This is a genomic window from Anoxybacillus mongoliensis (assembly GCF_014201515.1).
GTDB lineage: Bacteria > Bacillota > Bacilli > Bacillales > Anoxybacillaceae > Anoxybacillus > Anoxybacillus mongoliensis.
In genome coordinates, this window is record NZ_JACHEQ010000013.1 from 47498 (window position 1) to 73701 (window position 26204).

Consider the following 26204-nt stretch of genomic DNA (forward strand, 5'->3'; position numbering starts at 1 on the left):
AATATGAGGAGACCGTATGTATTTATTACAAGAAAACTACCAGACGATATTGTTGCTCCGTTATACGATAAATATGATGTAAACATGTGGCCACATGAACATCTTGTCGTTCCGCGCGATGTGTTACTTCAAGAAGCAAGCCGAGCGGAAGCATTAATTACGATGTTATCTGATCGCATTGATGAGGAGTTATTGCAACAAAGTGTGAAACTTCGTGTTATTGCGAATGTAGCTGTCGGTTACGACAATATTGACATAGAGGCAGCGACAAAACGAGGGGTGATTGTTTGTAACACGCCTGATGTATTGACAGAAACAACAGCGGATTTAACATTTGCTCTTCTGTTAGCAACGGCAAGAAGATTGGTTGAAGCAGCCGAGTTTATAAAAGAAGGAAAATGGAAAAGTTGGAGCCCGCTTTTACTTGCAGGGACGGATGTCCACCATAAAACGATTGGGATTGTCGGGATGGGAAAAATCGGGCAAGCCGTTGCACATCGGGCAAAAGGGTTTCATATGCGTGTATTATACTATAATCGTTCACGAAATATAGAAGCGGAACGAGCGCTCGATGCGACGTATTGTTCGTTTGATGAGTTGCTTGAACAAGCAGACTTTGTCGTCTGCTTAGCTCCGTTAACGAACGAAACGTATCAATTGTTTAACCGTGAAGCATTTATGAAAATGAAGCGATCAGCTATTTTTATTAACGCAGGGCGTGGGGCGGTTGTGGATGAAAAAGCGCTATATGACGCGTTAATCGATCAACAGATTGCCGCAGCAGGATTGGACGTGTTTGCCGAAGAGCCGATTCGTGAGGATCATCCACTTTTACAATTGCCAAATGTTGTTGCTTTACCACATATCGGGAGTGCGACGAAAGAAACGAGATATGCCATGATGCAACTATGTTGCCGAAACGTCATAGCCGTGCTAGAAGGAAAGGAGCCTTATACACCTGTAAAGAGCCAATAGGCTCTTTTTTTATTTTTTTAGAAAATTTTTAAACATAAAACGTTTTCATATGGTACGATAATGAAAATAAGGATTGTAAAAGAAATGGAGATCCTCTATAATGTCTACTATACAAAAACAAATGTTCATTACAGAAAAACAAGAGGTGGGGAAGATGGTAAAAAGCGTATCAGTTGGATTGTTAGGATTAGGAACGGTTGGCAGTGGGGTAGTTAAAATTATTAAAAATCATCAAGATAAATTGATACATCAAATTGGCTGTCCTGTTGAAATAAAAAAGATCGCAGTTCGTGATCGTAGCAAAAAACGAGATGTCGTTTTGCCAGAGGCAGTATTAACGACATATGTAGAGGAAGTGATTAACGATCCGGACATTGATGTTGTTATTGAAGTGATGGGAGGCGTTGAAGAAACGCGACAATATATATTACAAGCATTAAAAAATGGAAAGCATGTCGTTACAGCGAATAAAGATTTAATGGCGTTATACGGAACAGAGTTGCTTTCGGTTGCATCTGAACACGGTTGCGATTTGTTTTATGAAGCAAGCGTAGCTGGAGGTATTCCGATTTTACGTAGTCTTGTAGATGGATTGGCTTCTGACCGCATCACGAAAATGATGGGAATTGTGAACGGAACGACGAATTACATTTTAACAAAAATGAGCAAATTCAACCGACCATATGAAGAAGTATTAGCGGAGGCGCAAGCGCTCGGCTATGCTGAGGCAGATCCGACATCAGATGTGGAAGGATTAGATGCGGCACGGAAAATGGCAATTTTAGCTCGGCTCGGATTTTCGATGCATATCGATTTACAAGATGTGTATGTGAAAGGCATTACAGGAATTACAGAGGAAGACTTAAACTACAGCAAACGACTTGGCTATACGATGAAATTGATTGGTATTGCTCATCGAGATGGCGAAAAAGTAGAAGTGAGCGTGCAACCAACATTGCTACCTGAAACGCATCCACTTGCGTCTGTAAACGACGAGTATAATGCAGTTTACGTTTATGGTGAAGCGGTCGGGGAGACGATGTTTTACGGTCCGGGAGCAGGAAGTTTGCCGACAGCAACGTCTGTTGTGTCCGATTTAGTTGCTGTTATGAAAAACATGCGCCTCGGTGTGAACGGAAGAAGTGCAGTCACTCCGCAATATGACAAGTGTTTAAAAGACGATAGCGAAATATACTCTAAATATTTCTTACGCATCCATGTGAAAGATCAAGTAGGAGCGTTTGCGAAAATTACATCGCTCTTTTCAGAACGGGGAGTGAGTTTTGAAAAAATTTTACAACTTCCTTTAAAACAAAAAGACTTAGCTGAAATCGTGCTCGTTACACATCAAGCGTCTTTAAAAGATTATCGTGATGTATTGCAGCAGTTGCGTGATTTAGAAGTTGTTGAAGAAGTGAAAAGTTCGTATCGGGTAGAAGGGGAAGGTGCATTGTAATGTGGAGAGGATTGTTACATCATTATCGTGACTATTTGCCAGTGACCGATCAAACGCCGATGTTATCGTTAAATGAAGGAAACACGCCACTCATTCCGCTTATTCATTTGTCTGAAAAACTTGGTGTCGAGTTATACGTCAAAACAGAGGGAGCAAATCCAACAGGATCATTTAAAGATCGCGGAATGGTGATGGCTGTCGCTAAGGCAAAGGAAGAAGGAAGCGATACGATTATTTGCGCTTCAACAGGTAACACGTCTGCTGCTGCAGCGGCATATGCTGCTCGCGCAAATATGCGTTGTATTATCGTCATTCCTGATGGAAAAATTGCGCTTGGGAAGTTGGCGCAAGCGGTCATGTATGGAGCAGAAATTGTTGCGATTCAAGGGAACTTTGATCACGCGTTAAAAATGGTGCGCCGTTTAAGCGAGATTGCGCCTGTCACACTTGTTAATTCTGTTAATCCGTATCGGATTGAAGGGCAAAAAACAGCAGCATTTGAAATTTGTGAGCAGCTAGGGCAAGCACCTGATATTCTTGCGATCCCAGTAGGAAACGCAGGGAATATTACAGCATATTGGAAAGGATTTAAGCAATTTCATGAAAAACATGGGACGAAGCTACCGGAAATGCGCGGGTTTGAAGCGGAAGGAGCAGCAGCGATTGTGCGCAATGAAGTGATCGAAAACCCTGAAACGATTGCGACAGCGATTCGAATTGGTAACCCAGCTAGTTGGGAATATGCTGTTCAAGCCGCTAACGAATCGGGCGGAAAAATCGATGAAGTGACAGACGAACAAATTTTACATGCATATCGCTTACTTGCACGCGAAGAAGGAATTTTTGCAGAGCCTGCTTCGTGCGCATCTGTCGCCGGTGTGATGAAACAAGTAGAAAGAGGGGAAATTGCAAAAGGAAGCCGTGTTGTTGCTGTTCTTACAGGAAATGGATTGAAAGATCCGAATGTCGCGATGGAGGCAACGAATATACAACCGATCGTTTTGCCAAATGATGAAGAAGCGGTGTTTGCGCACATTCAAGGAGCTGTTCTTCAATGAATGATGGGGAGATGTTAAAAATTGTTGTGCCAGGAAGTACAGCCAACCTTGGTCCTGGCTTTGATTCGATTGGATTGGCTGTATCGTTGCATTTAACATTAGAAGTTGTTCGTGCTGAAATGTGGGAATTTATCCCGAAAACAAGTGAAGTAAAAAGCATTCCAACAGATGAAAGTAATCTAATATATCAAGTAGCGAATCAACTAGCTCATCAGTATGGTGTAGTGCTACCTCCGTGTCGCGTGTTTGTATCAAGTAATATCCCATTTACGAGAGGGTTAGGTAGTAGTGCAGCTGCCATTATAGCGGCCATTGAGCTGGCAAATGAGCTAGGACATCTTGATTTGTCACAAGAGGAAAAAATGCGCGTAGCTAGCGTATATGAAGGTCATCCTGATAATGTTGGTGCTTCTTTATATGGGGGAGTAGTCATTGGGAGTCATTTGAAAGACCGTACACATGTTGTGCACATCCCTTCCATTCCAGTTGATTTAGTTGCTGTCATTCCGGCGTATGAATTGGAAACGAAAAAGTCTCGCACCGTTCTTCCAAGCGCATTTACACGCGAGCAAGCAGTCGAGGCAAGTGCTATTAGTAACGTACTCGTAGCTGCATTGTTAACGCACAACTGGTCGCTTGTTGGTGAAATGATGGATGCAGATGTATTTCATCAACCATATCGGGAAAGTCTCGTGCCTGAATTGCGACATGTGCGCGCAGTAGCGAAGCGGAATGGGGCGTTTGGCGTTGCGCTAAGTGGTGCCGGTCCGACGGTGTTATGTTTTGTAGAACAAGGGAGAGGAAAGGAAGTATATCATGCGTTAGAACTGGCATGTCCAAGGTGCGACGTTCGCATGTTGTCAGTAGAGACGGAGGGAAGTTGTGTATATAAAATGGCGTTAGAAAAATAAAAAGGGTGTCCAAAAATGATTGGGCACCCTTTTTCTATTAAAACACTTGTTCCACTTCAACAACGCCAGGAACTTCTTCAAGCAATGCGCGCTCAATGCCGGCTTTTAACGTAATCGTTGAGCTTGGGCAACTACCGCATGCACCGAGAAGACGAAGTTTAACAACGCCATCTTCCACATCGACTAACTCACAATCTCCGCCATCGCGAAGTAAAAATGGACGAAGTTTATCTAATACTTCTTGTACTTGTTGTTTAATATCTTGATCTGCCATTTTCATCGACTCCTTTCATTAATTTTATTATAATCATCATGATGAAAAAAATCTATTCACGTTACTTAACTTTTTCCCAGAGGAGAGAATAAATATGATTGAAATATGTGTGTACGGGGCAGAGACGATTTGTGCTTCTTGTGTCGGTGCACCGTCATCAAAAGATACGTATGAATGGATTCAAGCTGCTGTTTCACGAAAATATCCGAACCATTCATTTCAGTTTGTGTATGTTGATATTTTTCACCCGCCAGAAGATGACAAAAAACGTCAATGGGCACAAAAGGTAATTGACGAAGACTTATTTTATCCTGTCGTTGTCATTGATGGCGAGATTGTTGACGAAGGAAATCCGAAATTAAAAAACATTTATGAAGCGATTGAAAAAAGGGCGAAGTAACTCGCCCTCATTAATTTTACTTAAACGGTGCATCGAATTAATATCCATTATGGTATTTATACATCCATAAAACGCCTGATTTTAGAAGGCGTGGGACGCGACCGGTTAGTGGACGATCGGCAACGAGACCGAATCCATGCTTTTTGCCCAATGATCCTAAAACGCCTTTTAATTTAATTGGTGGAAATTCACTCGGTGGTTCTTCACCTTTCCAACGTTTTTGCAACACTTGAGCGATTTGTTCTGCTTGACCTTCAGCGAGTTGAGCGCTCGGGGCATGCGGTAAGCTCGCGCAATCCCCAACGACGTATACATTTTCTATATTCGGGATATGATGTCGCGGTGTTAACACGACGCGACCTTGATTGTCTTTTTCAACATTCAGTTCGCGAACGACACGATTCGGTTGGATGCCAGCAGTCCACACAATCGCATCACAGTGGATTGCTTCATCATGGTTATACAACGTATGTTCTTCGACTTTTGTAATATTGGATTGGCGAATGAGTTCAACGCCATGTGAATGAAACCATTGTTCTACATAATGACTTAGCCGTTCAGGAAACATAGATAAAATACGTGTGCCTCGATCAAATAGTTTTACGTGTAAGTCTGGACGGCTTTCAACTAATTCACTTGCCAATTCCACACCACTTAATCCAGCTCCGACAACGCCAACGATACTATGTGGAGGAAGATTGCTTAGTTTTTGATACGTTTCTCTTGCTTTATCAATTGTTTGAATGCTATAAGTAAAGATGTCTGCACCGGGCACACCGTGATATTTATCCTCGCAGCCTAGTCCAATGACTAAGTCATCGTACGGAATGCATGTCCCATCTTGAAGATGCACAACTTCATGATGTAAATCAATTTTTTTGACCTCACCGAACACGTAAGATAGACGAGGGTGTTCTGGGAATGGGACGCGAATATGTTGGTCGCTAATTGTCCCAGCAGCTAAAGCGTAATATTCTGTTTTTAAGCAATGGTATGGAACGCGATCAATTAATGTAATATGAATATGTTCTGGTAAATTCGGAAGGATGCGGAGTAAGATGCGCATATTTCCGTATCCGCCACCAAGTAGCACGAGGTTTCTCATGGAAGCTTTCCCCTTTTGATAAAATTCGACCATTAAAAGTATAACGAAATTGTGACAAAATAACAACATTTTTTCGAGAAACATGAATAATTAAGTGGTTTTTTACATGTTAATATTACATCATTTTTCGTAAAAGTGTTATAATATTAAGATTGAGGTGAATATATTGTTAAAACCGATCGTTGAATTTTGTATAAGTAACTTAGCAAATGGGTCCCAACGTGCACTAGAGCAATTGGAGAAAGATCCAAATTTAGATATTGTTGAATATGGGTGTTTAGGGTACTGCGGGAAGTGCGCCAATACGTTGTTTGCGATGGTAAATGGGGATATTGTTACAGCAGAGGATGCGGAGCAACTTGTCGAACGAGTGTATGCATATATTGAGGAAAATCCAATGTTTTAGGGGGGCTATTGTGCCCCCTTCTTTTCTTCACGGATTTCTTGCCAACGGTCGTAAGCCATATTGACAATTCCTTTTTCAATCGTCTCTTTTTTTCTAGCAATCACGCGCGAAAAGTAAATAATTGCTTGTTTTTCTTTTCCTAGTCTACGATATAACTCTCCGATTAAGTACAATAAGCGCACTTCGGACATATGCGTGTGAACAAAATCGTCTGCTTCATAAGAAGCGATGTATTGTTCGAGCGCTAATCGCATAAATCGTTGTTCTTCTTCATTTTGTTGTTTTGAACGATACAACCATGCGAGACGCATATAAAGTCCAGCGAGTGCAATATGTTTTTCTTTTTTTAATGTGGCTGAATAAATACCGAGTTTATATGTATCAATCGCCTCAGCAAATGTTCGAGCTCCACCGTAGTTTTTCCCATGCCAATTGGCACAAATATTTTGTTGGATTGTTTCCAATGTTTGTGGTGGGAAATATGTCGAAAATTCCTCTGTTGCCGCAAATCCACAGTGTGGACAAACATGGACGTAATACAAAAGCGGATTCGCTTCCTCGCTTGCATAATATGAACAAAAGTCAGTGTCATGTTGGATCGGGCGGATGAAACGTGAACGAACTTTTTTCGTTGTATATGTTTGTTTGCAAACAAGACACGTGACGGTACGATCATATAAAATGTCCATTATGTTCCCTGCCTTATATTGTTTGATAGTAACATTATACTATATGTTTCTTATATGGACTGTGACTTTTTATGTATTTGTAAAAAAGTTGTCACGGTTATGATGACGATGTATAGTTTTATTAAAGATGTATGCGGAGGGGAAGTATGAGAAGTTTTTTGTTTACAAAAATGCATGGTCTTGGAAATAGTTATATTTATGTAAATATGTTCAAAGAGCGTTTAGCAGAAGAGGAATTATCGTATATTGCAAAACGTGTATCAAATGTGCATACGGGGATTGGTTCAGATGGGCTTATTTTAATTTGTCCGTCCGATGTGGCTCCAGTGAAAATGCGTATTTTTAATAGCGATGGATCAGAAGGAAAGAATTGTGGTAACGGGTTGAGATGTGTAGCGAAATATGCATATGAACACGGAATCGTTCAAGAGGAACAGTTTCTAATTGAAACGTTATCAGGTCTTGTTGAAGCTCGTGTTTTCGTTGAAGATGGGAAGGTCAATAGTGTAGAAGTAAATATGGGAAAACCCCGTTTATCCCGCGCTGAAATACCGATGATAGGAAAAGCGAATGATGTTGTCATTAGCGAACCAGTCGACTTTGAAGGGCATACGTATTACATGACAGGTGTATCGATGGGAAATCCTCATGCTGTGTTTTATGTTGATCATATCGAACAGGCACCTGTTACAACGCTTGGGCCAGTCGTGGAAAAAGATGAGCGTTTTCCAGAAGGAGTTAATGTAGAGTTTGTGGAAGTGGTGAGCGAACGTGAGCTTCATTTTCGTGTGTGGGAGCGAGGGTCTGGTGTAACGCAAGCGTGCGGAACAGGGGCGTGCGCAGCGGTTGTGGCATCCGTATTAAACGGAAAAACGAAGCGAGACGAAGAAACAGTTGTTCATTTAGCTGGTGGAGATTTGTACATTACATGGAAAGAAAATGGAGATGTGTTGATGCGCGGTGCTGCAGAAACGATTTGTACAGGTGTATACTATTATTAAAAAGGAGTGAAGTCGAATGGAACAAATCGTTTTGTTAACAGAAAAAGCGGTGGAGCAAGTGAAACAGATGATGAAAGAAAGCGGAGAAGAAAACGCTTATTTTCGTGCCGGCGTCTATGGGGGAGGATGTAGCGGATTATCTTATGCGATGGGATTCGATCATCATAAACGTGAAGATGATCATGAGTTTGAAAAAGACGGTTTGCGTATATTAGTCGATAAAGAGAGCGCGCTTGTACTAAAAGGAACGACGATTGATTATGAAGATGGAGCGATGGGGGGCGGATTCACGATTCATAATCCGAACGCTATTGCTTCATGCGGTTGCGGTTCATCGTTCCGTACAGCGACTCATGCTGGAACGCCAGAAGAATGTTAAAAGGCCCCCTGTAAGGAGGCCTCTTTCTTACTCAAACATCGATGTAGAATGGAGTGGTTGGACTTTTGCGTTTGGATCGATGTACGATTTCGCATTGTTGACTGCTGTCGGTGCTTCACCAAATCCGCAAGCAATTAACTTCACTTTTCCTTCGTATGTGCAAATATCGCCTGCAGCATATACTCCCGGAATATTTGTTTCCATTTTAGAATTTACTTTAATCGAGTTTTTCTCGATTTCTAATCCCCACTCTTTAATTGGACCGAGTGAAGAAATGAAGCCATAGTTAACAATGACTGCATCAACGTCGATCGTTTCACGCGTTTTCGTTTTTACTTCTTCTAAAACGACTTGTTTGATACCGTTTTCATCTCCGATCAATTCTACAGGAACGAACGGTGTTTTTACATCAACAGATGAGTTCATTAAATTTTCAACGCTATGTTCATGTGCACGGAATTTATCGCGGCGATGTACGATTGTTACCTTTTTAGCAATTGGTTCAAGCATAAGCGCCCAGTCAACTGCAGAGTCACCACCGCCGCATACAAGCACATTTTGACCCGCAAATTTATTTAAATCATCAACGAAATAATGTAAGTTTTTCCCTTCGTACTGTACTGCGCTTTCGAGCTCTAACCGCCGAGGCTGAAATGCACCGTTTCCAGCAGTAATGATGACTGCTTTGGAGTAGTGAATTTCTTTATTTGTTGTCAGCTTAAACGTCCCATCTTCTAGTTTTTCTAACTTTTCCACAGATTGTTCTAGGCAAATGGTTGGGTTAAATTTGCTCATTTGTTCTTTCAAGTTGTCAATCAGTTGTTGTGCACGAATTTTTGGGAAACCTGCTACGTCATATATGTATTTTTCAGGGTAAAGCGCGGAAAGTTGCCCGCCAAGTTGCGGAAGGCTTTCGATAATTTTGACGCTCGCTTGACGCATACCACCATAAAACGCTGTAAACAAGCCGACAGGTCCACCGCCGATAATGGTAATATCGTATAATTTTTGATCTTCTTTCACGTTCATTCCTCCTAAAACGCAAATTTTCATGTATTATCATACCATAAAAAATGTGGGAACGCTTTTGTTGTTTTGAAAATTTCGACATGTACTCCACAAAAATTATGACTAAAAATTGAACAAATAACTCTTGAAAAAGAGAGAAAAAAAGAATAAGATGTTAACGTAGAAATGACAACTTTGTTACAAAACGTTGTATTTTTTTGGTCTATTTCGTGAATAAATTCACAAACTTTCTAAACGATAAAAATCGTTCAAAAAGCACATGCTAAAAAAAATAAGAAAAGGTGGAAGTGATTCGCTTGAAAAAGCCAAATGTTGTTGTACTAGGTGCAGGTTATGGTGGATTAATGACAGTGACGCGTTTGCAAAAAATGATTGGCGTCAATGAAGCAAGCATTACGCTCGTCAACAAACATGATTATCACTATGAATCAACATGGTTGCATGAGGCAGCAGCAGGAACGTTGCACCATGAACGCGTTCGCTATGCGATTGCTGACGTCATCGACCAAAGCAAAGTAAAATTCATTCAAGATACGGTTGAAAAAATCAACCTTGAAGAGAAACAAGTGCTGCTTCAAAATCATGAACCATTAACGTATGATTATTTAGTTGTTGCGCTTGGATTTGAATCAGAAACGTTTGGCATTAAAGGACTAAAAGAGTATGCTTTTTCAATTGCCAACGTCAATGCTGCTCGCCAAATTCGCGAGCATATTGAGTATCAGTTTGCGACATATAGCACGGAAGAAGAAAAACGTGATGAGCGTTTGACGATTGTCGTTGGTGGTGCAGGGTTTACAGGTATCGAATTTTTAGGTGAGCTTGTAAACCGCGTCCCAGAACTTTGCCGTGAGTATGATGTCGATCCGAATAAAGTGCGCATCATTTGCGTAGAAGCGGCTCCAACCGTTCTCCCTGGCTTTGATCCAGAGCTTGTTGAATATGCGGTAAATGTGCTTGAGAAAAAAGGTGTTGAGTTTAAAATCGGCACAGCAATTAAAGAATGTACACCTGAAGGCATTATCGTTAGCAAAGATGACCAAGTTGAAGAAATTAAGGCTGGAACGGTTGTATGGGCAGCTGGAGTACGTGGAAGTCGTGTCATTGACGAATCGGGGTTTGAAGCGATGCGCGGTCGTGTTAAAGTCGATCCGTTCTTGCGTGCCCCAGGACATGAAGATGTATTTGTTGTCGGGGACTGTGCGTTAATTATTAACGAAGAAACGAACCGTCCATACCCGCCAACTGCCCAAATTGCGATGCAACAAGGGGAAGTTTGTGCGAAAAACTTAGCTGTATTAATTCGTGGTCAAGGTGAACTACAACCGTTTAAACCAGACTTAAAAGGAACAGTATGTTCGCTTGGTCACGATGATGCGATTGGTGTCGTATTCGGTAAGAAAATTTGGGGTGCAAAAGCAAGCGTCATGAAAAAAGTGATTGACAACCGTGCCCTTTACTTAATTGGTGGTCCAACACTCGTTGCGAAAAAAGGAAAATTTAAACTACTATAAAACGAGCGAAGTGACGTTTCGCTCGTTTTTTCTTTACAAATCATTTATCTTTATGTATAATTATCAGAAAATTAAGAAAAGGAGGAGAAGGTTATGAATAAAACAACATGTCAATATTGTTCGGGGAACGGTTATGTTCATGTTGCAGTTGGTGGCTCGGAAACGTGTCACTATTGCGAGGGGACGGGATTAGAAAAAGATGAATTGGCGATAAAGCAATAATTGACTCATGTTTTCGCTTTCAGTACACTTAAAATGGTGTATTGGAGGTGAAAACGTATGGAGATGAGCATTCCTGTTTTATTCATTTCTATTTTATTGTTTTTCGTTTTATTTTTCGGTATTGGCTTTTTATTAAATATGATTTTGCGGACGACATGGACGATGGCCTTATTAAGCCCATTTGTTTTATTATTGTGGATCGATCAAATTTCTGTAATGGACTACGTGACAAATCCATCTGCTTCCTTTGCGCATGTGAAAGAGCGCATTGGATCGTTAGCGAGTGCGGATTTAATAATTTTAAGTAGCGGTATTGTTGGTGCCATTGTTTCAGGTGTTGTTATTCAGACGTTACGAAAAAAAGGATACCGGATGTTTTAAGCCTTCACAAAAATTGTGGAGGTTTTTTTATTTTCCTCGCGGTTGATGTATATTTTTTTTGAATGTTGGAAAGAAATACAACCGTGGGAGGAGTGAATAAATGGGTATAAAATGGTTAAGACGAACGACCATGGTTGTATTGTTTTTGTGTGCGTTCATGACGACATTTCAATCGATATCGGGCGTTGAAGCGAAGATGTTATCTGATTGGTTTTCACCTTCACGTTTTTCCTTTTTCTCGTTTAAATCATTATTTTCATTAGATACGTATGAATACGTCACCGATCGCTTTCGCAAACATGAAAAGCAAGTGACACAACTATCGTCACGACAAACAACGAACGAATCGTTGACGTTAGAAGAAGCATTTGATTGGTCACAATATCCGTCTGTTACAGTTGTAGCGACAGGATATACAGCAGGAGTGGAATCAACGGGAAAAACGCCCGATCACCCGAGTTATGGCATTACATATTCGGGTGTGCGTGTGAAACGTGATTTGTATTCGACGATCGCTGCAGATTTGGATGTTTTCCCTATTGGAACGATTTTATTTATTCCAGGATACGGATATGGTGTCGTTGCAGATACGGGTTCGGCAATTAAAGGCCATAAAATCGATCTGTATTACGAAACGGTAGAGGATGTGTATAAACATTGGGGAAAGAAAAGAGTAAACGTGTATGTCGTTAAACGTGGAGACGGAAAATTATCGGAGCAAGAGATGATGGCACTAAATGAAAATGAATCGATGCAAGTGTTTCGACAACAATATATAAAGAAAAAGGAAGTCGGGCTGTAACCGAACTTCCTTTTTCTTTAAGCAACATATTTGTTATATGTTTGTTGTTCGTTTAATGCTCGATAAATACGTGGTGCAATGACGCCAGCGACGATTGATAAGATGATATCCTTTGGAAGAGGAACGAGCATCCAGCTCCATGCCATTGTATACGAGAAACCTTCAGGTGCTTCAGCCCATAATTTAAATGCCATATACATCCAATTTGTGCCGACCACGTAGTTAATGATCATTCCGACGATTGTTGCGGTAATAAAACGTGCGATCGAGCGATTTGTGCTTTTTTCAATAAGTAAACCAGTTACATATGCGGCAAGAATAAAAGAAAGAATAAAGCCAAATGTTGGGGCTGTCACCATTGAAAATCCTCCGCTAAAACGTGCAAAAACAGGTGCACCGAATAACCCAATCAACGTGTAGACGGTCATGGCCATCGCTCCACGTTTTGCTCCGAGAATAGCACCCGCCAATACGCAAAAAAATGTTTGTAACGTGATTGGAACGCCTCCGATAACTAGAAAAGGAGCCCATGATGTAATGTTTGCCCCGATCGCCATTAGCGATGCAAACATGGCGATAAATGTTAAATCTTTCGCGCGCATTTGTTAACCTCCTTTTTTAATCTGTTAACGAAATGGTATACGATAAAACAAAAAATGTCAACACATAAGTGGCGTTTCCTTGTGCAACATAACAATATGGAGGGGATATCAATGAGAGAAGAAGAACAATTGCTTCGCGCAAATCGATTAGGAGCAAAAGAAGATATCATTCATGTCAGTGAAACAGATGATGGCTATGATTTGCGCGATGCAGCCCACATCGGTGAAAAACAAATGGCGGCACCGAATTATCGCCAGTAAAGAAAAAAGGTGAGTTGGCAACAAGGCGACTCGCCTTTTTTCGGAGAAAGGGTAATATGAATTGTATTTGGATTAAAAGAAATTTTTATTTCTGATTCAATGCCAATAGATTGAAGTTGTTTTTGTACGTCTTCTTTTTTCGATTGTTGCGCTTTCTCCATTAGTTGTCTCGCAAAAACAGGATCGTTTGCAATTTTTTCAGAAATAGCAGTCGCATCTTTAAATAGCTTTTGTATCGCTTTTGCTGATTGTGTAAATTGCGTAATATCAACATTTGGATACATCTTTTTCCCTCCTTGCAAGCAGTATATGATAAAAAGAAAAAAACGCTCAAAGGCGAGCGTTTTATAAGTAACGAATGAAAATGTAAGCATGTGAAATGAGTAAAGAAATGAGCGTAAGTGGTGCTCCGATTTTTAGAAAATCGAAGTAGCTAAACCCATGCCCTTCACGTGAAGCGATACCTGCAACGATCACGTTAGCAGACGCCCCAATTAGCGTTCCGTTTCCACCTAAGCAAGCGCCAAGCGCTAATGACCACCATAGTACATCAATTTGTGCTGAATCCGGAGATAGCCCCATACCAACAGCCATATCTTGAATGAGCGGGATCATCGTTGCAACGAATGGGATATTGTCGATCGTTGCAGAGGCGATTCCAGATACCCAAAGAATTAAGTAAGATGCGAAGTGAATATCGCCCCCTGTGACTTCCAAAGCTTTCTCTGCCAAACTTTTAATCAGTCCAATATCGACGAGACCACCGACGAGCGTAAACAATCCGGCGAAGAAGAAAATGGTTGTCCACTCAACAGAAGCGAATACTTCCTCTAAATCATGTTCTTTAACGCCGATTAACATTAAAATGACTGCTCCCGTCATCGCGATGACTGCTGCGTCAACGTGAATGACTGAATGAAGCGTAAAACCTAAAATCGTTAATCCAAGAACGGACACAGATTTTTTCAATAAAACCGCGTCTTTAATATATTGTTTTTCATCGATTTTCATAAGCCGTTCGATAAGCGCAGTATTCGCTTGGAGACGCTTGCGATAAAAAACGTACAAAATAGCGACAATGACAAGCATAATAATCAAAACAACAGGACCTAAATTAAATAAAAAGTCGTTAAATGTTAAATGTTTATTGGCAGAGCCAATCATAATGTTTGGTGGATCTCCAATTAATGTTGCTGTACCACCAATATTTGAGAAAAGCACTTCAGAAATTAAAAATGGAACAGGATCTACTTCTAACATACGTGTAATAGAAAAAGTAACCGGGACGATTAATAAAACCGTTGTGACATTGTCGAGAAAGGCAGAAAGAACAGCTGTTAGCAATGATAAAATGATTAAAATGTTAATTGGGCTCCCTTTCGCCATTTTTGCAGCTTTAACCGCAACATATTGGAAAAAGCCTGACTTACTCGTAATGCTAACAAGAATCATCATTCCGATTAAAAGCGTAATCGTTCCCCACTCGATATGATGCGTGTACGCTTGATGTAAATCGACGATGCCGAAAATGATCATAAAAGCGGCACCTAATAAAGCAATCACAGCTCGATTCACTTTTTCTGAAATAATGATGGCGTATGTAATCAAAAAGATTGCAATGGCCGCATAATATTGGAAGTTGTTTACTTCATGAGTCATTGCCTCATGCACGATCTGTCATTCCTTTCTTCTTTCAGTTTTTTAGTAGTTGAAGGCAGCTTGGACATTTTAAATGTGCTGTGTCAGCGTTTACATTGCGAACATAAAAAGAAAATCCGCATTGTGAACATTCGATTTGCGATAAACGATCGATAAACAATTTCGTTGATGGCGACCCTTGTTTCGTTGTATCGATCACTTCCACATGCATATGTTCACGTGAGTCATCTTCTGCAAGCACTTGTCCTTCTGTCTCTTCTTTTACACGCCAACCGTGATCTAAAATATGTTGTTCGAGCTGGCTATGAGAAGAGTTTGCTAACATGTCTTCGGCTAATGCCATCAACTGATCATTTGTTAAAGATTCAAATGGAATTTTTTGTTTCTGTTCGTTCCAATACCCCCTCAATTGTGCCTCCGTGAATACAAATGTAATAACTTTGTGGATTACGACGTTTTTCAAACGAATACGCCTCCCCTTTTTTGTTTACGAATCCAATTATATTCCTTTTTGCAAAGTGATACAATTGTCTTTATGATATAATGAGTGAGATGATATATGGAAAGGTTGATCGTATGGCTAACATCATATTTGGATTGTTCCTATACTTTCCGGAAGATAAAACAGAATACATTCCTGCGGCGATTTCATTTACAGCATTTTTTATCGCTGCGGTGTTGACGATGAGATTGATTATAAAAATTTCAAAGCGTCAAGAGGAAAAAGCAAAACAATTAGAAGAACAGTTGAAAAAACAACAAGTAGACGATTAAATGAACACAGAAGGGGCATAATAAGTGGTAAATATGTAGTTGGAGGGCTTATTGTGCGCCAAATCATTGTTTGTGTCGTTTTATTACTTATAAGTGGTTGTATGGAACAAAAAGTAAAAAACGTCAATATCAATATGATTAATGAAGACGGCGACTCCCTTGGAACGATTAAAATGTCTCAACAACCTCAAGGAGTAAAATTAGACATTGATTTAAAAGGACTTCCACCAGGGGAGCATGCGATGCATATTCATGACAAAGGAACATGCGAACCGCCTGAATTTAAATCAGCGGGGGAACATTTTAATCCAGAAGGAAAAGAACATGGTCTTCTTCATCCAGAAGGGGCGCACGCGGGTGATTTACCGAATTTGATCGTGAAAGAAGATGGAACGGTCAAAGTACAATTGATAGCTCCAAATGTCAATTTATCGGAAGAAAAAAATGGTCTATTTACAAAAGAAGGAACATCCATTGTGATCCATGAAGGGAAAGATGATGGGATGTCTCAGCCAGCAGGAAATGCAGGCAAGCGAATCGCATGCGGTGTCATAAAAAAACGGTAGCAGCAGGCGATGTCGTCTTGCTTCTTTTTTTTGAAAAAATGCGTGCATTTTTTTCTAAATTATGTGAAAATTTATGGCAGGGGGGATTTACATGAAACTAACTGAAAAAGAAATTGAAATTGTTGAACTGTTAGAAAAAAACGCACGATTACCGATCGATACAATGGCGAAAATGGTTTCCCTTTCTGTTTCGGAAGTGGAGCATATTATAAAAAAGCTCGAAGAAGCAAAGGTCATTGTGCAATATGCAACGATCGTTGACTGGCGAAAAGTCGATGGGCATGAAGGTGTGACGGCTATGATTGATGTGAAAGTAACACCGAAGCGAGGTGTCGGATTCGATGAAGTAGCAGAACGTATTTATCGCTTTCCAGAGGTCAAATCGGTCTATTTAATGTCGGGTGCATATGATTTGTCTGTTGTCATTGAAGGACGTTCCATGTCTGAAATCGCCCATTTTGTTTCTGAAAAATTATCAACGCTTGACTCCGTTATTTCAACGACAACGCACTTTATTTTAAAGAAATATAAACATGATGGCACCGTATTTGAACAAGGTGACCAAGATCGAAGAATCGTGGTGGCTCCATGATGCAAAAGACGAAAACGTACGTATCTGATACCGTGTCGCGTTTACAACCATCAGGTATTCGACGCTTTTTTGATTTAGCGGCAAGTATGAAAGGGGTTATTTCACTAGGGGTTGGTGAGCCAGATTTTATCACCCCTTGGAGTGTGCGAGAAGCTTGTATCTTATCACTAGAACAAGGATATACATCCTATACAGCAAACGCAGGTTTATGGGAATTACGAAAAGAAATTAGCGATTATTTAGCGTGTCGTTTCGAAGTGCAGTACGACCCAGCAAATGAAATTATTGTGACAGTCGGAGCAAGTCAAGCGCTAGATGTTTCTCTTAGAGCTATTTTGAATCCGGGCGATGAAGTCATTGTTGTTGAGCCGAGCTTTGTTTCGTACGCACCGCTCGTTTCGTTAGCCGGAGGTGTCCCAATTCCGATTCAAACGAGTGGAAAGCATCAATTCAAATTGCAAGCCGAGCAAATTGAACAAGTCGTGACGCCGAAAACGAAAGCATTAATTATTTGTTCTCCAAACAACCCGACAGGAACGGTATTGAATAGGGAAGAACTGGTGCAAATCGCGCGCATCGTAGCAAAACATGATTTGCTTGTTATTTCAGATGAGATTTATGCGGAGTTATGTTACGACGAACAATACACAAGCTTTCCTGCCATTGCTCACATGCGAGAACGGACAATTTTAATTAATGGATTTTCAAAAGGATTTGCGATGACAGGATGGCGACTAGGTTTTATTGCGGCACCGAAAGATTTAGCGATGGCGATGTTAAAAATTCATCAATATACAATGATGTGTGCTCCAACGATGGCTCAATATGCAGCCATTGAAGCGTTGCGAAACGGAGCAGGGGATGTCGAAGAAATGAAAAAAAGTTACCGACAACGGCGCAACTTTTTTGTTCAATCATTAAATGAAATTGGTCTTTCTTGTCATATGCCAGGGGGAGCATTTTATGCTTTTCCTTCCATTGAGTCAACAGGAATGACATCAGAGCAGTTTGCGGAGCGTTTATTATTAGAGGAAAAAGTTGCTGTTGTTCCTGGTTATGTGTTTGGAGCAAGTGGAGAAGGATATATTCGCTGTTCATATGCATCATCACTCGAGCAATTACAGGAGGCGATTCGGCGCATGAGACGATTTCTTGAAAGACTGTAAAGAAAGCTGACGATCGTCAGCTTTCTTTGTTGTATTTGAGTTCATATAACATTTGCATGACGCGCAAAAAATCTTCTTCGCTAAATTCTTTTGCTTTTCGTAAAATAAGCTTTGCACGCTTAATGCCAATTTCTTTAATTAAGTATTCAATTTCTGGGTCGAGACTAGACGAATTGGACAAATCTGCCCGTTCTAACAATTCTGATGCAGGAACATCGAGGGCAGTACAAAGTTTTAAAATCGTTGGTGTGTCAGGAATTTGCTCACCTGACTCATATTTTTGAATTGTTGCTACCCCCACACGAACTTTCATCGCCAATTCTTGTTGTGACATATTTCGCTGTTCTCGGTACATGCGAATATTTTCACCAATTGTGCTCATTCATTCTCCCACCTCTCCGAAATTCGTTTACATGTTTATCATACCATGTTCTAACTTATACTCACCTACAAAATTAACACTTTTTAAGCGAATTATGTTACAATTTTTCAAAAAACGAGGAGTGTTTCATTTGAATTGGAAAGAGGGTGCGGTCGTTACTGGCATTGTCACAGGAATACAGCCATACGGTATATTTGTATCGCTTGATGAACGAACACAAGGGCTTATTCATATTTCAGAAATTACTGATGGGTATGTAAAAAATATTTATGATTACGTAAATATAGGGGAGTCTGTTCGGGTAAAAATTATCGCCATTGATGAAAAAACAAAGCGAATTAGCTTATCGTTACGGGATGTCGATCATGACATAACACATATCGAGACCCCTTTAGGATTTCAACCGTTAAAAATCCAACTTGAAAAATGGATTGCGGAAGCAAAGAAAAAATACAACTCACCGAGCGATCGGTGAGTTGTTCGTTTATGTTCGTGACATTTTTGGCTCTGTACGTCCGAGCTCTTCCGTCGGTTTAAACAGAAGTACGAGATTAATGAGCCCTGCGATGCCAACGAGAGCATAAACAATGCGAGCGAAAGCCGATGCTTGACCACCGAAAATAGCTGCCACAAGATCGAAGCGGAAAAAGCCAATGAGCCCCCAGTTTAGCGCTCCAATAACAGTAAGCAATAGTGCGATTCTTTGTAACGTACTCATGTTCATCCTCCTTTAAAACATCGTATTCATTTATAGAATGAATCATTGTTAGAGAAGTATACATAAAAAATACAATTTTCTTTACTTATTTGTTTCTTTTGGAAATAATGAAAGGAAGGAGGGATAAACATGGAAAATTTCGTTTTTCATAATCCAACGAAATTAATTTTCGGTAGAGGACAAATTGAGCAATTGAAGAAAGAACTCCCTGCGTATGAACACATTTTAATTGTATACGGTGGGGGAAGTATTAAGAAAAACGGAGTATATGACGATGTCGTATCCATTTTGCGTTCATTGAACAAGTCTTGGTCGGAGTTAGGAGGGGTTGAGCCAAACCCACGTTTATCTACTGTGCGAAAAGGTATTGACATATGTCGTAAAGAAAACGTCGATTTTATTTTAGCGGTTGGTGGCGGAAGTGTCATTGATTGTGCCAAAGCGATTGCCGCAGGAGCTTTATACGATGGGGACGCCTGGGATTTTATTTCGCGAAAGACAGCGGTTCAACAGGCTCTCCCACTCGGGACGGTATTAACGTTAGCTGCGACAGGTTCAGAAATGAATGCAAATTCTGTTATTACCAATTGGGACACGAAAGAAAAATACGGTTGGAGTAGCCCAGCTGTTTTTCCACAGTTTTCAATTTTAGATCCTATATATACAACAACTGTTCCGAAAGATCATACAGTGTATGGAATTGTTGACATTATGTCACATGTATTAGAACAATATTTTCATCATGCGCCAAATACGCCGTTACAGGATCGAATGTGTGAAGCAATTTTACGAACGGTCATTGAAACAGCACCAAAGCTCATCGAAGACTTGCAAAATGTAGATCATCGTGAAACGACTTTATATTGTGGAACGATGGCTTTAAATGGGATTTTGCGTATGGGACTACGTGGCGATTGGGCAACGCACAATATTGAGCATGCTGTATCAGCGGTGCATGATATCCCACATGCGGGTGGACTAGCTATTTTATTCCCGAATTGGATGAAACATGTGCTTGATGAACATGTTGAACGGTTTAAGCAACTAGCTGTTCGTGTGTTTAACGTGTATCCAGAAGGAAAAGGAGATCGTGAAATTGCGCTAGAAGGAATTGAAAAGCTTCGTGCGTTTTGGAATAGCTTAGGTGCTCCAAGTCGATTAGCCGATTATGATATTGGCGAGGAGTCATTGCCACTCATAGCTGAAAAAGCAATGGCATTCGGGCCGTTTGGCAATTTCAAAAAGTTGCACCATCACGATGTCATGGCGATTTTACAAGCTTCGTTATAAAGTGCGAAAAATGTCATAATGAATCCGTTTACATTGTTCTCGTGAACTTGATTCTCGATGTTTATTTCGCTAAAGTGAAAGAGGATACAATCATTGAGGAGGAAACGTACATGACGCATATTCAGTTTGACTACTCGAAAGCGTTGTCTTTTTTTGGTGAACATGAACTAACGTATTTGCGTGATGCAGTAAAAGTAGCACATCATGCGCTTCATGAAAAAACAGGACAAGGAAATGACTTTTTGGGATGGATTGATCTTCCTGTTGCATATGACAAAGAAGAATTTGCTCGCATTCAACAAGCAGCAAAAAAAATTCAAGAAGACTCTGATGTATTGTTAGTCATCGGCATCGGTGGCTCTTATCTTGGCGCTCGGGCGGCAATTGAAATGTTGCAACATTCTTTTTACAACGCACTCCCGAGCGAAAAACGAAAAACACCGCAAATTATTTTTGTTGGTAACAACATTAGTTCTACATATATGCGCGATGTGATGGATTTACTTGAGGGAAAAGATTTTTCGATCAATGTCATTTCAAAATCAGGAACGACGACAGAACCTGCGATTGCCTTTCGCATTTTCCGTAAGCTTCTTGAAGAAAAATACGGAAAAGAAGAAGCGCGTAAACGCATTTACGCGACAACAGACCGTGCGCGCGGAGCGTTGAAAACGTTAGCGACAGAAGAAGGATACGAAACATTTGTAATTCCAGATGATGTCGGTGGACGCTACTCCGTTTTAACAGCGGTCGGTTTATTGCCGATTGCCGTGAGCGGAGCGGACATTGAAGCGATGATGAAAGGTGCGGCACAAGCACGCGAAGATTTCAGTACATCGGAGTTAGAAGAAAATATCGCTTATCAATATGCTGCAGTGCGTAACGTGCTATACAACAAAGGAAAAACAATTGAAATGCTCATTAACTACGAACCAGCATTACAATATTTTGCAGAATGGTGGAAGCAATTGTTTGGTGAGAGCGAAGGAAAAGATCAAAAAGGTATTTTCCCAGCTTCAGCAAACTTTTCAACAGATCTCCATTCATTAGGTCAATACGTTCAAGAAGGACGTCGCGACTTGTTTGAAACGGTGCTAAAAGTGGAAACGCCGCGTCATGAGTTAACGATTGAGGCAGAAGACAACGATTTAGACGGCTTAAATTATTTAGCAGGAAAAACAGTCGACTTCGTCAACACAAAAGCGTTTGAAGGTACATTGTTGGCGCATACAGACGGGGGCGTACCAAACTTAGTTGTCACACTACCGCGGTTAGATGAATATACGTTCGGTTATCTTGTTTATTTCTTTGAAAAAGCGTGCGCCATGAGCGGATATTTACTTGGAGTTAATCCGTTTGACCAACCGGGTGTTGAAGCGTACAAAGTGAACATGTTCGCCCTCCTCGGTAAACCGGGATATGAAGAGAAAAAGGCAGAACTTGAAAAACGCTTGAAATAATCCAAAAAGAGCTTTCCTGGGTGCAGGGAAGCTCTTTTTTTGGACATAATAAGCAAGAGGAGGAGTGATCAAGATGATTGAAATTCCATCTAAATTAGAAGGAAAAACATTTTTATTAAATGTGTTAGAACAGGAACTAAAACCTCTCGGCTATGTGATCGGTGGCAATTGGGATTATGACCACGGTTCATTTGATTACAAAATGGCGGATGATGTTGGATACCAGTTTTTACGAATTCCATTTATTGCGATAGATGGACAGCTCGATTCTTATGGGGCGACGGTTGAACTGAAGCGACCATACGTCTTATGTCATAAATATCAACGTGGATTAGATGACAATGTGCATATTGGGAATATAAACGCATCATTTAATCAATTTTCTGAGCCAGAAGACCCCGATGCAACGGTACCTGATCAATATGTAGCTATGGCAAAAACGCTCGTAAAAGATTTAGAGGAGCGGTTACTACGCTAGTACAATAAGTTTGTCTGTCGATTGAATGATCGTATGCGATGGAGGATTAATTGAGACGTATTGATCGTTTGCAATACCGATAAGTAATACGTCTTCTTTTTTTAATTCGTTAAGTATCGCTGCAAAAGACATACCGATCCATTCATCGCGCACAGTTAAACGTTTCATCGGATGTTTTTTGAATTCCTCAATATCGTTTAACACACTTGGAGATGAAAGACAATTTGCCATTAAAAAGCTGATCCATTTGTTTGTTTCAATAATTTCATTTGCCCCAGCACGTTTGGCGTTATCAACTTGCGGAGCCGTCAGTATTTCTACAACAGTATATACGGATGGATGGAGCGCTCTAACTGTCAAAAGGGTGACGATAGATGCCAAATCAGCCTCAATTTCATTTTTATGTTGATTAGCGGTAATAATCACAGCGTGAGCTTTAGACACATTCGCTTTTTCCCATATATCGTCATGAGTCGGATTTCCTTTAATGAAATGAATATGTTTTGGTACATCCCAACGTTTTAGTGTCTCATCGATGACGAGACATGGCATGTTAGTAGGCATGAGTGCAAGTAGCTGACGAATGCGCTCGTTCCAGCCAACTAAAATGACGTGTCCGTCTTTTGTATACGGTAATTCCCCGGCAGATAAGGCATTTTCTTTTGAAAGTGCTTTTGTAGATAGCGTTACAAAGTAGGCTGAGACAAAGGCGGTACCAAGCAAGATGAGAGTAATCGCAACGAGTTTGCCGCTCATTGTTTTCGGGACGAAATCACCGTAGCCGATCGTTGTTGTTGTAATTAATGCCCACCATATGCCGTCAAACACTGTTAAAAATGTTTTTGGTTCAACGATATGAATGATGATCCCGAACAAACAAATGATTGTTGTGATTGTAAATATGATGCGTGCAAGTGGAGAAAGTCGCCAATATGAAGCTAAAAGTTCATGCCATCTCATTTGTTTTCCCTCCTGTTTTTATCATTGTAGACGAGATGGGGCGATTTCTTACATATTTTTCTCCATAAAAACAAACGATATAAACGAAAGGAGGGATGGTGAGTGGATATGAATCGTGTAAAACAAATTGTTTCTTCCCCAGATGATATTCGTGTTTGTTACCATGGACAATCGGTTTGGATTGATGGGTACGATGAAGCCAACCGAACAGCGACCATACATATGCGTGGCCGAGACTATGAACGTCACATCGTTCCGGTGGAAGAATTAACAGAGGAGTAAAAAAACCCTTGCATCGCAAGGGTTTTTTTATGGAGCATACCGGGCTCGAACCGGTGACCTTCGCGCTGCCAGCACGACGCTCTCCCAACTGAGCTAATGCCCCTTCTCTTTTATTGTAAAAACATTTTGTTTTTTCGTCAATCTCGGGTGAAACATGATAATGTTGTAATATATGTGTACCAAATAGCAGATGTTTTTTATTTCAGCAAATTCTTCTTCTGATAAATTCCCTTTTTTATTAAAATATGAGCAGGAATGTGCAATTTGCCGATATCGTGAATGAGTGCTCCAAATTGAAGCTCACGTGTTTCTTCATCGGCTAATTTTAAAAACGAAGCGAAAGATAAAGCGATTTTTGTCACGCGATATGAATGGAGAAAAGTGAGCTCGTCCTTGGCTGAGAGTTGACGCATAAGAAAGCAAAGCTCCATGTTTTTTATAATAGAGGACATGTATTTCTCTATTTTTTAGTTTTTAAGGGAATTTTCGTTATATATAATAGTGTATAAATGAGAATCATTTTCAAGTTAAATATTTTCGATATCGACGCCACGAACAGAAGGAATTTGATGAATAAACTCGTATACATCTGTTGTTGCACGTTTTTGATCGACAGATACTTTTAATTCAACAAAGTGATTTCCGTTATCTAAATCTTTTATACGCACAGTTTTAATACGAATATTTTTTTGTTTAATCGTATCGATGACTTCAGAAATTTTTGTTGCATCTAGTACGGTAAGTTTAACGGAAAGTTCTTTTTCTCTTAGTTGTTTCGGACCGAAAACAGTTGTTATAAGCGGAATAAGTTCGACGCTAGCGATAAGGAAGATGACGCACAATATCGCCTCGATATAAAAGTTTGCTCCCACAGCGATCCCGACACCTGCAGCTCCCCAAATGAGTGCGGCAGTTGTTAAACCAGAAATGCTATCGTTTCCGCGGCGAAGAATAACACCCGCACCGAGAAAGCCGATACCTGATACAATTTGAGCAGCGAGGCGAAGTGGATCCATATTTATATGGTCGCTTTTTGGAAATGTGTATGCTGATTCAATTGAAACGATTGTTAACAAACAACTTACAATTGAAATAACGAGACAAGTTTTAAGGCCAACTGGTTTTCGTTTTAATTCTCGTTCTAGACCGATAACGAGCCCGAGAACAGCAGAGATTCCGAGTTTCATAAGTACATGGGCGTCCATAAGACATTCCTCCTTTTCTCCGTAATTAAGTATATTCGAAAGGATGACGAACATGAAGGCATATATAGCACTAATTATTGGAGCACTTTCTATTTCCACTTCAGCAATTTTTGTCAAATTTACAGATGCTCCGTCAGCTGTTATTGCATTTTATCGCCTCTTTTTCGCAGTTGTTTTAATGACTCCGTTGTTTATTGTAAAACATATACGAGAAACGAAACAGATGAATAAAAAAGATTGGGCTTTTGCAGTATTGTCTGGAACATTGCTTGCGTTTCATTTTATTCTTTGGTTTGAATCGCTTCGTTACACATCCGTCGCAAGCTCTGTCGTTTTAGTTACATTACAACCAATATTTGCTTTCATAGGAGGTTTTTTCTTCTTTAAAGAAAATATAACAACAAGTGAATGGATTAGTGCGTTGCTTGCGATTTTAGGTAGTGTCATTATTAGTTGGGGGGATTTTCGGGTAAGTGGTGAAGCACTGTATGGTGATGTGCTTGCATTAATTGCATGTGCTATGGTAACAGGTTATTGGCTAGTTGGTCAACATTTACGAAAGCAATTTTCTTTAATTACGTATACGTACATCGTCTATGGTATTGCTTCTATTGTATTAAGTGGATATGTGACATTATTTCGGTATTCATTTTTTTCATATGATGTGGATGACTGGAGTTATTTTATTTTGTTAGCCGTAATCCCGACATTGTTGGGCCATTCTCTTTTTAATTGGGCGATGAAATGGGTAAATGCTGCGATGGTATCGATGGCTATTTTATTCGAACCTATTGGAGCAATTGTATTAGCTTATATATGGTTAGACGAGAACGTTTATTTATCACAAGCAATCGGATCGTTTTTTATCATTGTTGGAATAGGAGCGTATATGTTCGGGAAACATGTAAAAAGAATTTAAAAAAGTAGTTGCATTTTAAAGAAGAACGTGCTATATTTTAAAACGTCGCTGTTATGATGCGATAATAAAAAATATAAAAATAGATTCTTGACACAAAAAAAACGATATGTTAAATTAAAAAAGTCGCAAAAAACGACAAGATGTTCCTTGAAAACTGAACGAAGCGAAAAGCGTAAAGAAGCTAAGGATAACTTTTCTATGGAGAGTTTGATCCTGGCTCAGGACGAACGCTGGCGGCGTGCCTAATACATGCAAGTCGAGCGGACGAATCAAAAGCTTGCTTTTGAT

The 26204-nt window shown here is 40.2% G+C and carries 36 protein-coding genes, 1 tRNA gene, 1 rRNA gene and 1 pseudogene; 24 read left to right on the forward strand and 15 right to left on the reverse strand.

All coding sequences use genetic code 11. From position 1 onward, the window contains the following. Nucleotides 1-3: 3 nt before the first annotated feature. From HNR43_RS11230 to thrC, 3 genes are all read left to right on the forward strand, one after another. Nucleotides 4-975, forward strand: a complete 972-nt coding sequence (locus HNR43_RS11230; RefSeq protein WP_183243939.1) for a 2-hydroxyacid dehydrogenase — start codon at nt 4-6, stop codon at nt 973-975. A gap of 154 nt (nt 976-1129) precedes the next feature. Then, a complete protein-coding gene (locus HNR43_RS11235; protein WP_183244005.1) occupies nt 1130-2431 on the forward strand; it encodes a homoserine dehydrogenase in 1302 nt (433 codons plus the stop codon). Next, nucleotides 2431-3489 (forward strand): threonine synthase, encoded by a 1059-nt coding sequence (thrC, locus tag HNR43_RS11240; RefSeq protein WP_183243946.1) that lies wholly within the window; start codon nt 2431-2433, stop codon nt 3487-3489. The genes HNR43_RS11235 and thrC overlap by 1 nt, the downstream gene beginning before the upstream one ends. On the opposite strand, the pseudogene HNR43_RS14380 reads toward thrC, so the two are convergent. After that, nucleotides 3484-3534 (reverse strand): annotated as a pseudogene (locus tag HNR43_RS14380) (hypothetical protein); the annotation flags it as partial. The gene thrC and the pseudogene HNR43_RS14380 sit on opposite strands and share 6 nt — an antisense overlap. On the opposite strand from HNR43_RS14380, the gene thrB reads away from it, so the two are divergent. Then, nucleotides 3516-4400 carry a homoserine kinase gene (gene thrB, locus HNR43_RS11245; RefSeq protein WP_484477014.1) on the forward strand — a complete coding sequence of 295 codons (885 nt, stop codon included), beginning with the start codon at nt 3516-3518 and terminating at the stop codon, nt 4398-4400. The pseudogene HNR43_RS14380 and the gene thrB overlap by 19 nt on opposite strands. A gap of 37 nt (nt 4401-4437) precedes the next feature. On the opposite strand, the gene HNR43_RS11250 is transcribed toward thrB, so the two are convergent. Further along, on the reverse strand, nt 4438-4674 hold the full coding sequence (locus tag HNR43_RS11250; RefSeq protein WP_003398276.1) for a NifU family protein: 237 nt from the start codon (nt 4672-4674) through the stop codon (nt 4438-4440). A gap of 94 nt (nt 4675-4768) precedes the next feature. On the opposite strand from HNR43_RS11250, the gene HNR43_RS11255 reads away from it, so the two are divergent. After that, nucleotides 4769-5074 (forward strand): YuzD family protein, encoded by a 306-nt coding sequence (locus tag HNR43_RS11255; RefSeq protein WP_183243950.1) that lies wholly within the window; start codon nt 4769-4771, stop codon nt 5072-5074. A 37-nt stretch (nt 5075-5111) separates the two neighbouring features. Here HNR43_RS11255 and HNR43_RS11260 read toward each other — a convergent pair whose 3' ends face one another. Beyond that, entirely contained in the window at nt 5112-6179 is a 1068-nt protein-coding gene (locus HNR43_RS11260; protein ID WP_183243954.1) for an NAD(P)/FAD-dependent oxidoreductase, read from the reverse strand. Nucleotides 6180-6345: 166 nt separating this feature from the next. Here HNR43_RS11260 and HNR43_RS11265 point away from each other — a divergent pair, with 166 nt between their 5' ends. Then, entirely contained in the window at nt 6346-6585 is a 240-nt protein-coding gene (locus tag HNR43_RS11265) for a YuzB family protein (RefSeq protein ID WP_035048476.1), read from the forward strand. Nucleotides 6586-6590: 5 nt separating this feature from the next. Here the strand turns inward: HNR43_RS11265 and HNR43_RS11270 are convergent, their stop codons facing one another. Beyond that, nucleotides 6591-7274, reverse strand: coding sequence for a DUF2225 domain-containing protein (locus HNR43_RS11270; protein ID WP_183243956.1), 684 nt, complete (start codon nt 7272-7274; stop codon nt 6591-6593). A 146-nt stretch (nt 7275-7420) separates the two neighbouring features. Between HNR43_RS11270 and dapF the strand changes: the two genes are divergently transcribed. Together dapF and HNR43_RS11280 are read left to right on the forward strand one after the other, a co-directional pair. Continuing rightward, entirely contained in the window at nt 7421-8275 is an 855-nt protein-coding gene (dapF, locus tag HNR43_RS11275; RefSeq protein WP_183243958.1) for a diaminopimelate epimerase, read from the forward strand. A 16-nt stretch (nt 8276-8291) separates the two neighbouring features. Continuing rightward, complete coding sequence (locus HNR43_RS11280; RefSeq protein ID WP_183243960.1) at nt 8292-8654, forward strand: HesB/IscA family protein; 363 nt, start codon at nt 8292-8294, stop codon at nt 8652-8654. A 27-nt stretch (nt 8655-8681) separates the two neighbouring features. Here the strand turns inward: HNR43_RS11280 and HNR43_RS11285 are convergent, their stop codons facing one another. Next, nucleotides 8682-9677: an FAD-dependent oxidoreductase gene (locus HNR43_RS11285; RefSeq protein ID WP_183243962.1), complete on the reverse strand. Its 996-nt coding sequence runs from the start codon at nt 9675-9677 to the stop codon at nt 8682-8684. A 293-nt stretch (nt 9678-9970) separates the two neighbouring features. On the opposite strand from HNR43_RS11285, the gene HNR43_RS11290 reads away from it, so the two are divergent. The 4 genes from HNR43_RS11290 to HNR43_RS11305 all read left to right on the forward strand — a co-directional run bounded on the left by HNR43_RS11290 (nt 9971) and on the right by HNR43_RS11305 (nt 12602). Beyond that, a complete protein-coding gene (locus HNR43_RS11290) occupies nt 9971-11197 on the forward strand; it encodes an FAD-dependent oxidoreductase (protein WP_183243964.1) in 1227 nt (408 codons plus the stop codon). Nucleotides 11198-11290: 93 nt separating this feature from the next. Then, nucleotides 11291-11419, forward strand: coding sequence for a YuiA family protein (locus tag HNR43_RS11295; protein WP_183243966.1), 129 nt, complete (start codon nt 11291-11293; stop codon nt 11417-11419). A gap of 57 nt (nt 11420-11476) precedes the next feature. Continuing rightward, on the forward strand, nt 11477-11800 hold the full coding sequence (locus HNR43_RS11300) for a YuiB family protein (RefSeq protein WP_183243967.1): 324 nt from the start codon (nt 11477-11479) through the stop codon (nt 11798-11800). Nucleotides 11801-11900: 100 nt separating this feature from the next. Then, the gene (locus HNR43_RS11305) at nt 11901-12602 is read left to right on the forward strand and encodes a 3D domain-containing protein (RefSeq protein ID WP_183243969.1); all 702 of its coding nucleotides are present in this window, start codon (nt 11901-11903) and stop codon (nt 12600-12602) included. A gap of 17 nt (nt 12603-12619) precedes the next feature. Here HNR43_RS11305 and HNR43_RS11310 read toward each other — a convergent pair whose 3' ends face one another. Continuing rightward, nucleotides 12620-13204 (reverse strand): biotin transporter BioY, encoded by a 585-nt coding sequence (locus tag HNR43_RS11310; RefSeq protein ID WP_183243971.1) that lies wholly within the window; start codon nt 13202-13204, stop codon nt 12620-12622. 111 nt (nt 13205-13315) lie between these two features. Here HNR43_RS11310 and HNR43_RS11315 point away from each other — a divergent pair, with 111 nt between their 5' ends. After that, nucleotides 13316-13465, forward strand: a complete 150-nt coding sequence (locus HNR43_RS11315; protein ID WP_003398754.1) for a hypothetical protein — start codon at nt 13316-13318, stop codon at nt 13463-13465. Here HNR43_RS11315 and HNR43_RS11320 read toward each other — a convergent pair. The 3 genes from HNR43_RS11320 to HNR43_RS11330 form a co-directional block, all read right to left on the reverse strand. Further along, nucleotides 13453-13749 carry a YuzC family spore coat inner layer protein gene (locus tag HNR43_RS11320; RefSeq protein ID WP_183243973.1) on the reverse strand — a complete coding sequence of 99 codons (297 nt, stop codon included), beginning with the start codon at nt 13747-13749 and terminating at the stop codon, nt 13453-13455. The two genes, HNR43_RS11315 and HNR43_RS11320, sit on opposite strands and share 13 nt — an antisense overlap. Before the next feature lie 61 nt (nt 13750-13810). Further along, the gene (locus tag HNR43_RS11325) at nt 13811-15124 is read right to left on the reverse strand and encodes an ArsB/NhaD family transporter (protein WP_221248294.1); all 1314 of its coding nucleotides are present in this window, start codon (nt 15122-15124) and stop codon (nt 13811-13813) included. A gap of 34 nt (nt 15125-15158) precedes the next feature. Continuing rightward, nucleotides 15159-15587, reverse strand: coding sequence for a hypothetical protein (locus HNR43_RS11330; RefSeq protein ID WP_183243977.1), 429 nt, complete (start codon nt 15585-15587; stop codon nt 15159-15161). Nucleotides 15588-15700: 113 nt separating this feature from the next. Between HNR43_RS11330 and HNR43_RS11335 the strand changes: the two genes are divergently transcribed. The 4 genes from HNR43_RS11335 (at nt 15701) to HNR43_RS11350 (ending at nt 18222) form a co-directional block, all read left to right on the forward strand. Beyond that, entirely contained in the window at nt 15701-15898 is a 198-nt protein-coding gene (locus HNR43_RS11335; protein WP_032101096.1) for a hypothetical protein, read from the forward strand. Between the two features lie 53 nt (nt 15899-15951). Continuing rightward, nucleotides 15952-16464 carry a superoxide dismutase family protein gene (locus HNR43_RS11340; RefSeq protein WP_183243979.1) on the forward strand — a complete coding sequence of 171 codons (513 nt, stop codon included), beginning with the start codon at nt 15952-15954 and terminating at the stop codon, nt 16462-16464. Between the two features lie 91 nt (nt 16465-16555). Then, entirely contained in the window at nt 16556-17056 is a 501-nt protein-coding gene (locus HNR43_RS11345) for an Lrp/AsnC family transcriptional regulator (protein ID WP_035047600.1), read from the forward strand. Then, a complete protein-coding gene (locus tag HNR43_RS11350; protein WP_183243981.1) occupies nt 17056-18222 on the forward strand; it encodes an aminotransferase in 1167 nt (388 codons plus the stop codon). The genes HNR43_RS11345 and HNR43_RS11350 overlap by 1 nt, the downstream gene beginning before the upstream one ends. Nucleotides 18223-18238: 16 nt before the next feature. On the opposite strand, the gene HNR43_RS11355 is transcribed toward HNR43_RS11350, so the two are convergent. Next, entirely contained in the window at nt 18239-18604 is a 366-nt protein-coding gene (locus HNR43_RS11355) for a helix-turn-helix domain-containing protein (protein WP_183243983.1), read from the reverse strand. Nucleotides 18605-18698: 94 nt separating this feature from the next. Here HNR43_RS11355 and HNR43_RS11360 point away from each other — a divergent pair, with 94 nt between their 5' ends. Then, the gene (locus HNR43_RS11360) at nt 18699-19079 is read left to right on the forward strand and encodes a CvfD/Ygs/GSP13 family RNA-binding post-transcriptional regulator (protein WP_221248289.1); all 381 of its coding nucleotides are present in this window, start codon (nt 18699-18701) and stop codon (nt 19077-19079) included. Between the two features lie 9 nt (nt 19080-19088). Here HNR43_RS11360 and HNR43_RS11365 read toward each other — a convergent pair whose 3' ends face one another. Beyond that, complete coding sequence (locus tag HNR43_RS11365; RefSeq protein WP_004892293.1) at nt 19089-19322, reverse strand: DUF378 domain-containing protein; 234 nt, start codon at nt 19320-19322, stop codon at nt 19089-19091. 129 nt (nt 19323-19451) lie between these two features. Here HNR43_RS11365 and HNR43_RS11370 point away from each other — a divergent pair, with 129 nt between their 5' ends. The 3 genes from HNR43_RS11370 (at nt 19452) to HNR43_RS11380 (ending at nt 22550) form a co-directional block, all read left to right on the forward strand. Next, nucleotides 19452-20612, forward strand: a complete 1161-nt coding sequence (locus HNR43_RS11370) for an iron-containing alcohol dehydrogenase (protein WP_183243987.1) — start codon at nt 19452-19454, stop codon at nt 20610-20612. Nucleotides 20613-20722: 110 nt separating this feature from the next. Continuing rightward, a complete protein-coding gene (locus tag HNR43_RS11375) occupies nt 20723-22072 on the forward strand; it encodes a glucose-6-phosphate isomerase (protein WP_183243989.1) in 1350 nt (449 codons plus the stop codon). 73 nt (nt 22073-22145) lie between these two features. Then, nucleotides 22146-22550 (forward strand): YugN-like family protein, encoded by a 405-nt coding sequence (locus tag HNR43_RS11380; RefSeq protein WP_183243991.1) that lies wholly within the window; start codon nt 22146-22148, stop codon nt 22548-22550. On the opposite strand, the gene HNR43_RS11385 is transcribed toward HNR43_RS11380, so the two are convergent. Further along, nucleotides 22542-23510 carry a potassium channel family protein gene (locus HNR43_RS11385; protein ID WP_183243992.1) on the reverse strand — a complete coding sequence of 323 codons (969 nt, stop codon included), beginning with the start codon at nt 23508-23510 and terminating at the stop codon, nt 22542-22544. The genes HNR43_RS11380 and HNR43_RS11385 overlap by 9 nt on opposite strands. Nucleotides 23511-23612: 102 nt before the next feature. On the opposite strand from HNR43_RS11385, the gene HNR43_RS11390 reads away from it, so the two are divergent. After that, nucleotides 23613-23792, forward strand: coding sequence for a small, acid-soluble spore protein, H family (locus HNR43_RS11390; RefSeq protein WP_183243994.1), 180 nt, complete (start codon nt 23613-23615; stop codon nt 23790-23792). A 30-nt stretch (nt 23793-23822) separates the two neighbouring features. Here the strand turns inward: HNR43_RS11390 and HNR43_RS11395 are convergent. From HNR43_RS11395 to HNR43_RS11405, 3 genes are all read right to left on the reverse strand, one after another. Then, nucleotides 23823-23895, reverse strand: a tRNA-Ala gene (locus HNR43_RS11395). A gap of 94 nt (nt 23896-23989) precedes the next feature. After that, nucleotides 23990-24205, reverse strand: coding sequence for an HD domain-containing protein (locus HNR43_RS11400; RefSeq protein WP_246346313.1), 216 nt, complete (start codon nt 24203-24205; stop codon nt 23990-23992). Nucleotides 24206-24319: 114 nt separating this feature from the next. After that, complete coding sequence (locus HNR43_RS11405) at nt 24320-24997, reverse strand: MgtC/SapB family protein (protein WP_183243996.1); 678 nt, start codon at nt 24995-24997, stop codon at nt 24320-24322. Between the two features lie 43 nt (nt 24998-25040). On the opposite strand from HNR43_RS11405, the gene HNR43_RS11410 reads away from it, so the two are divergent. Both HNR43_RS11410 and HNR43_RS11415 read left to right on the forward strand, forming a co-directional pair. Next, nucleotides 25041-25916: a DMT family transporter gene (locus HNR43_RS11410; RefSeq protein WP_183243998.1), complete on the forward strand. Its 876-nt coding sequence runs from the start codon at nt 25041-25043 to the stop codon at nt 25914-25916. 195 nt (nt 25917-26111) lie between these two features. Next, nucleotides 26112-26204: ribosomal RNA gene (locus HNR43_RS11415) — 16S ribosomal RNA — on the forward strand; the annotation flags it as partial.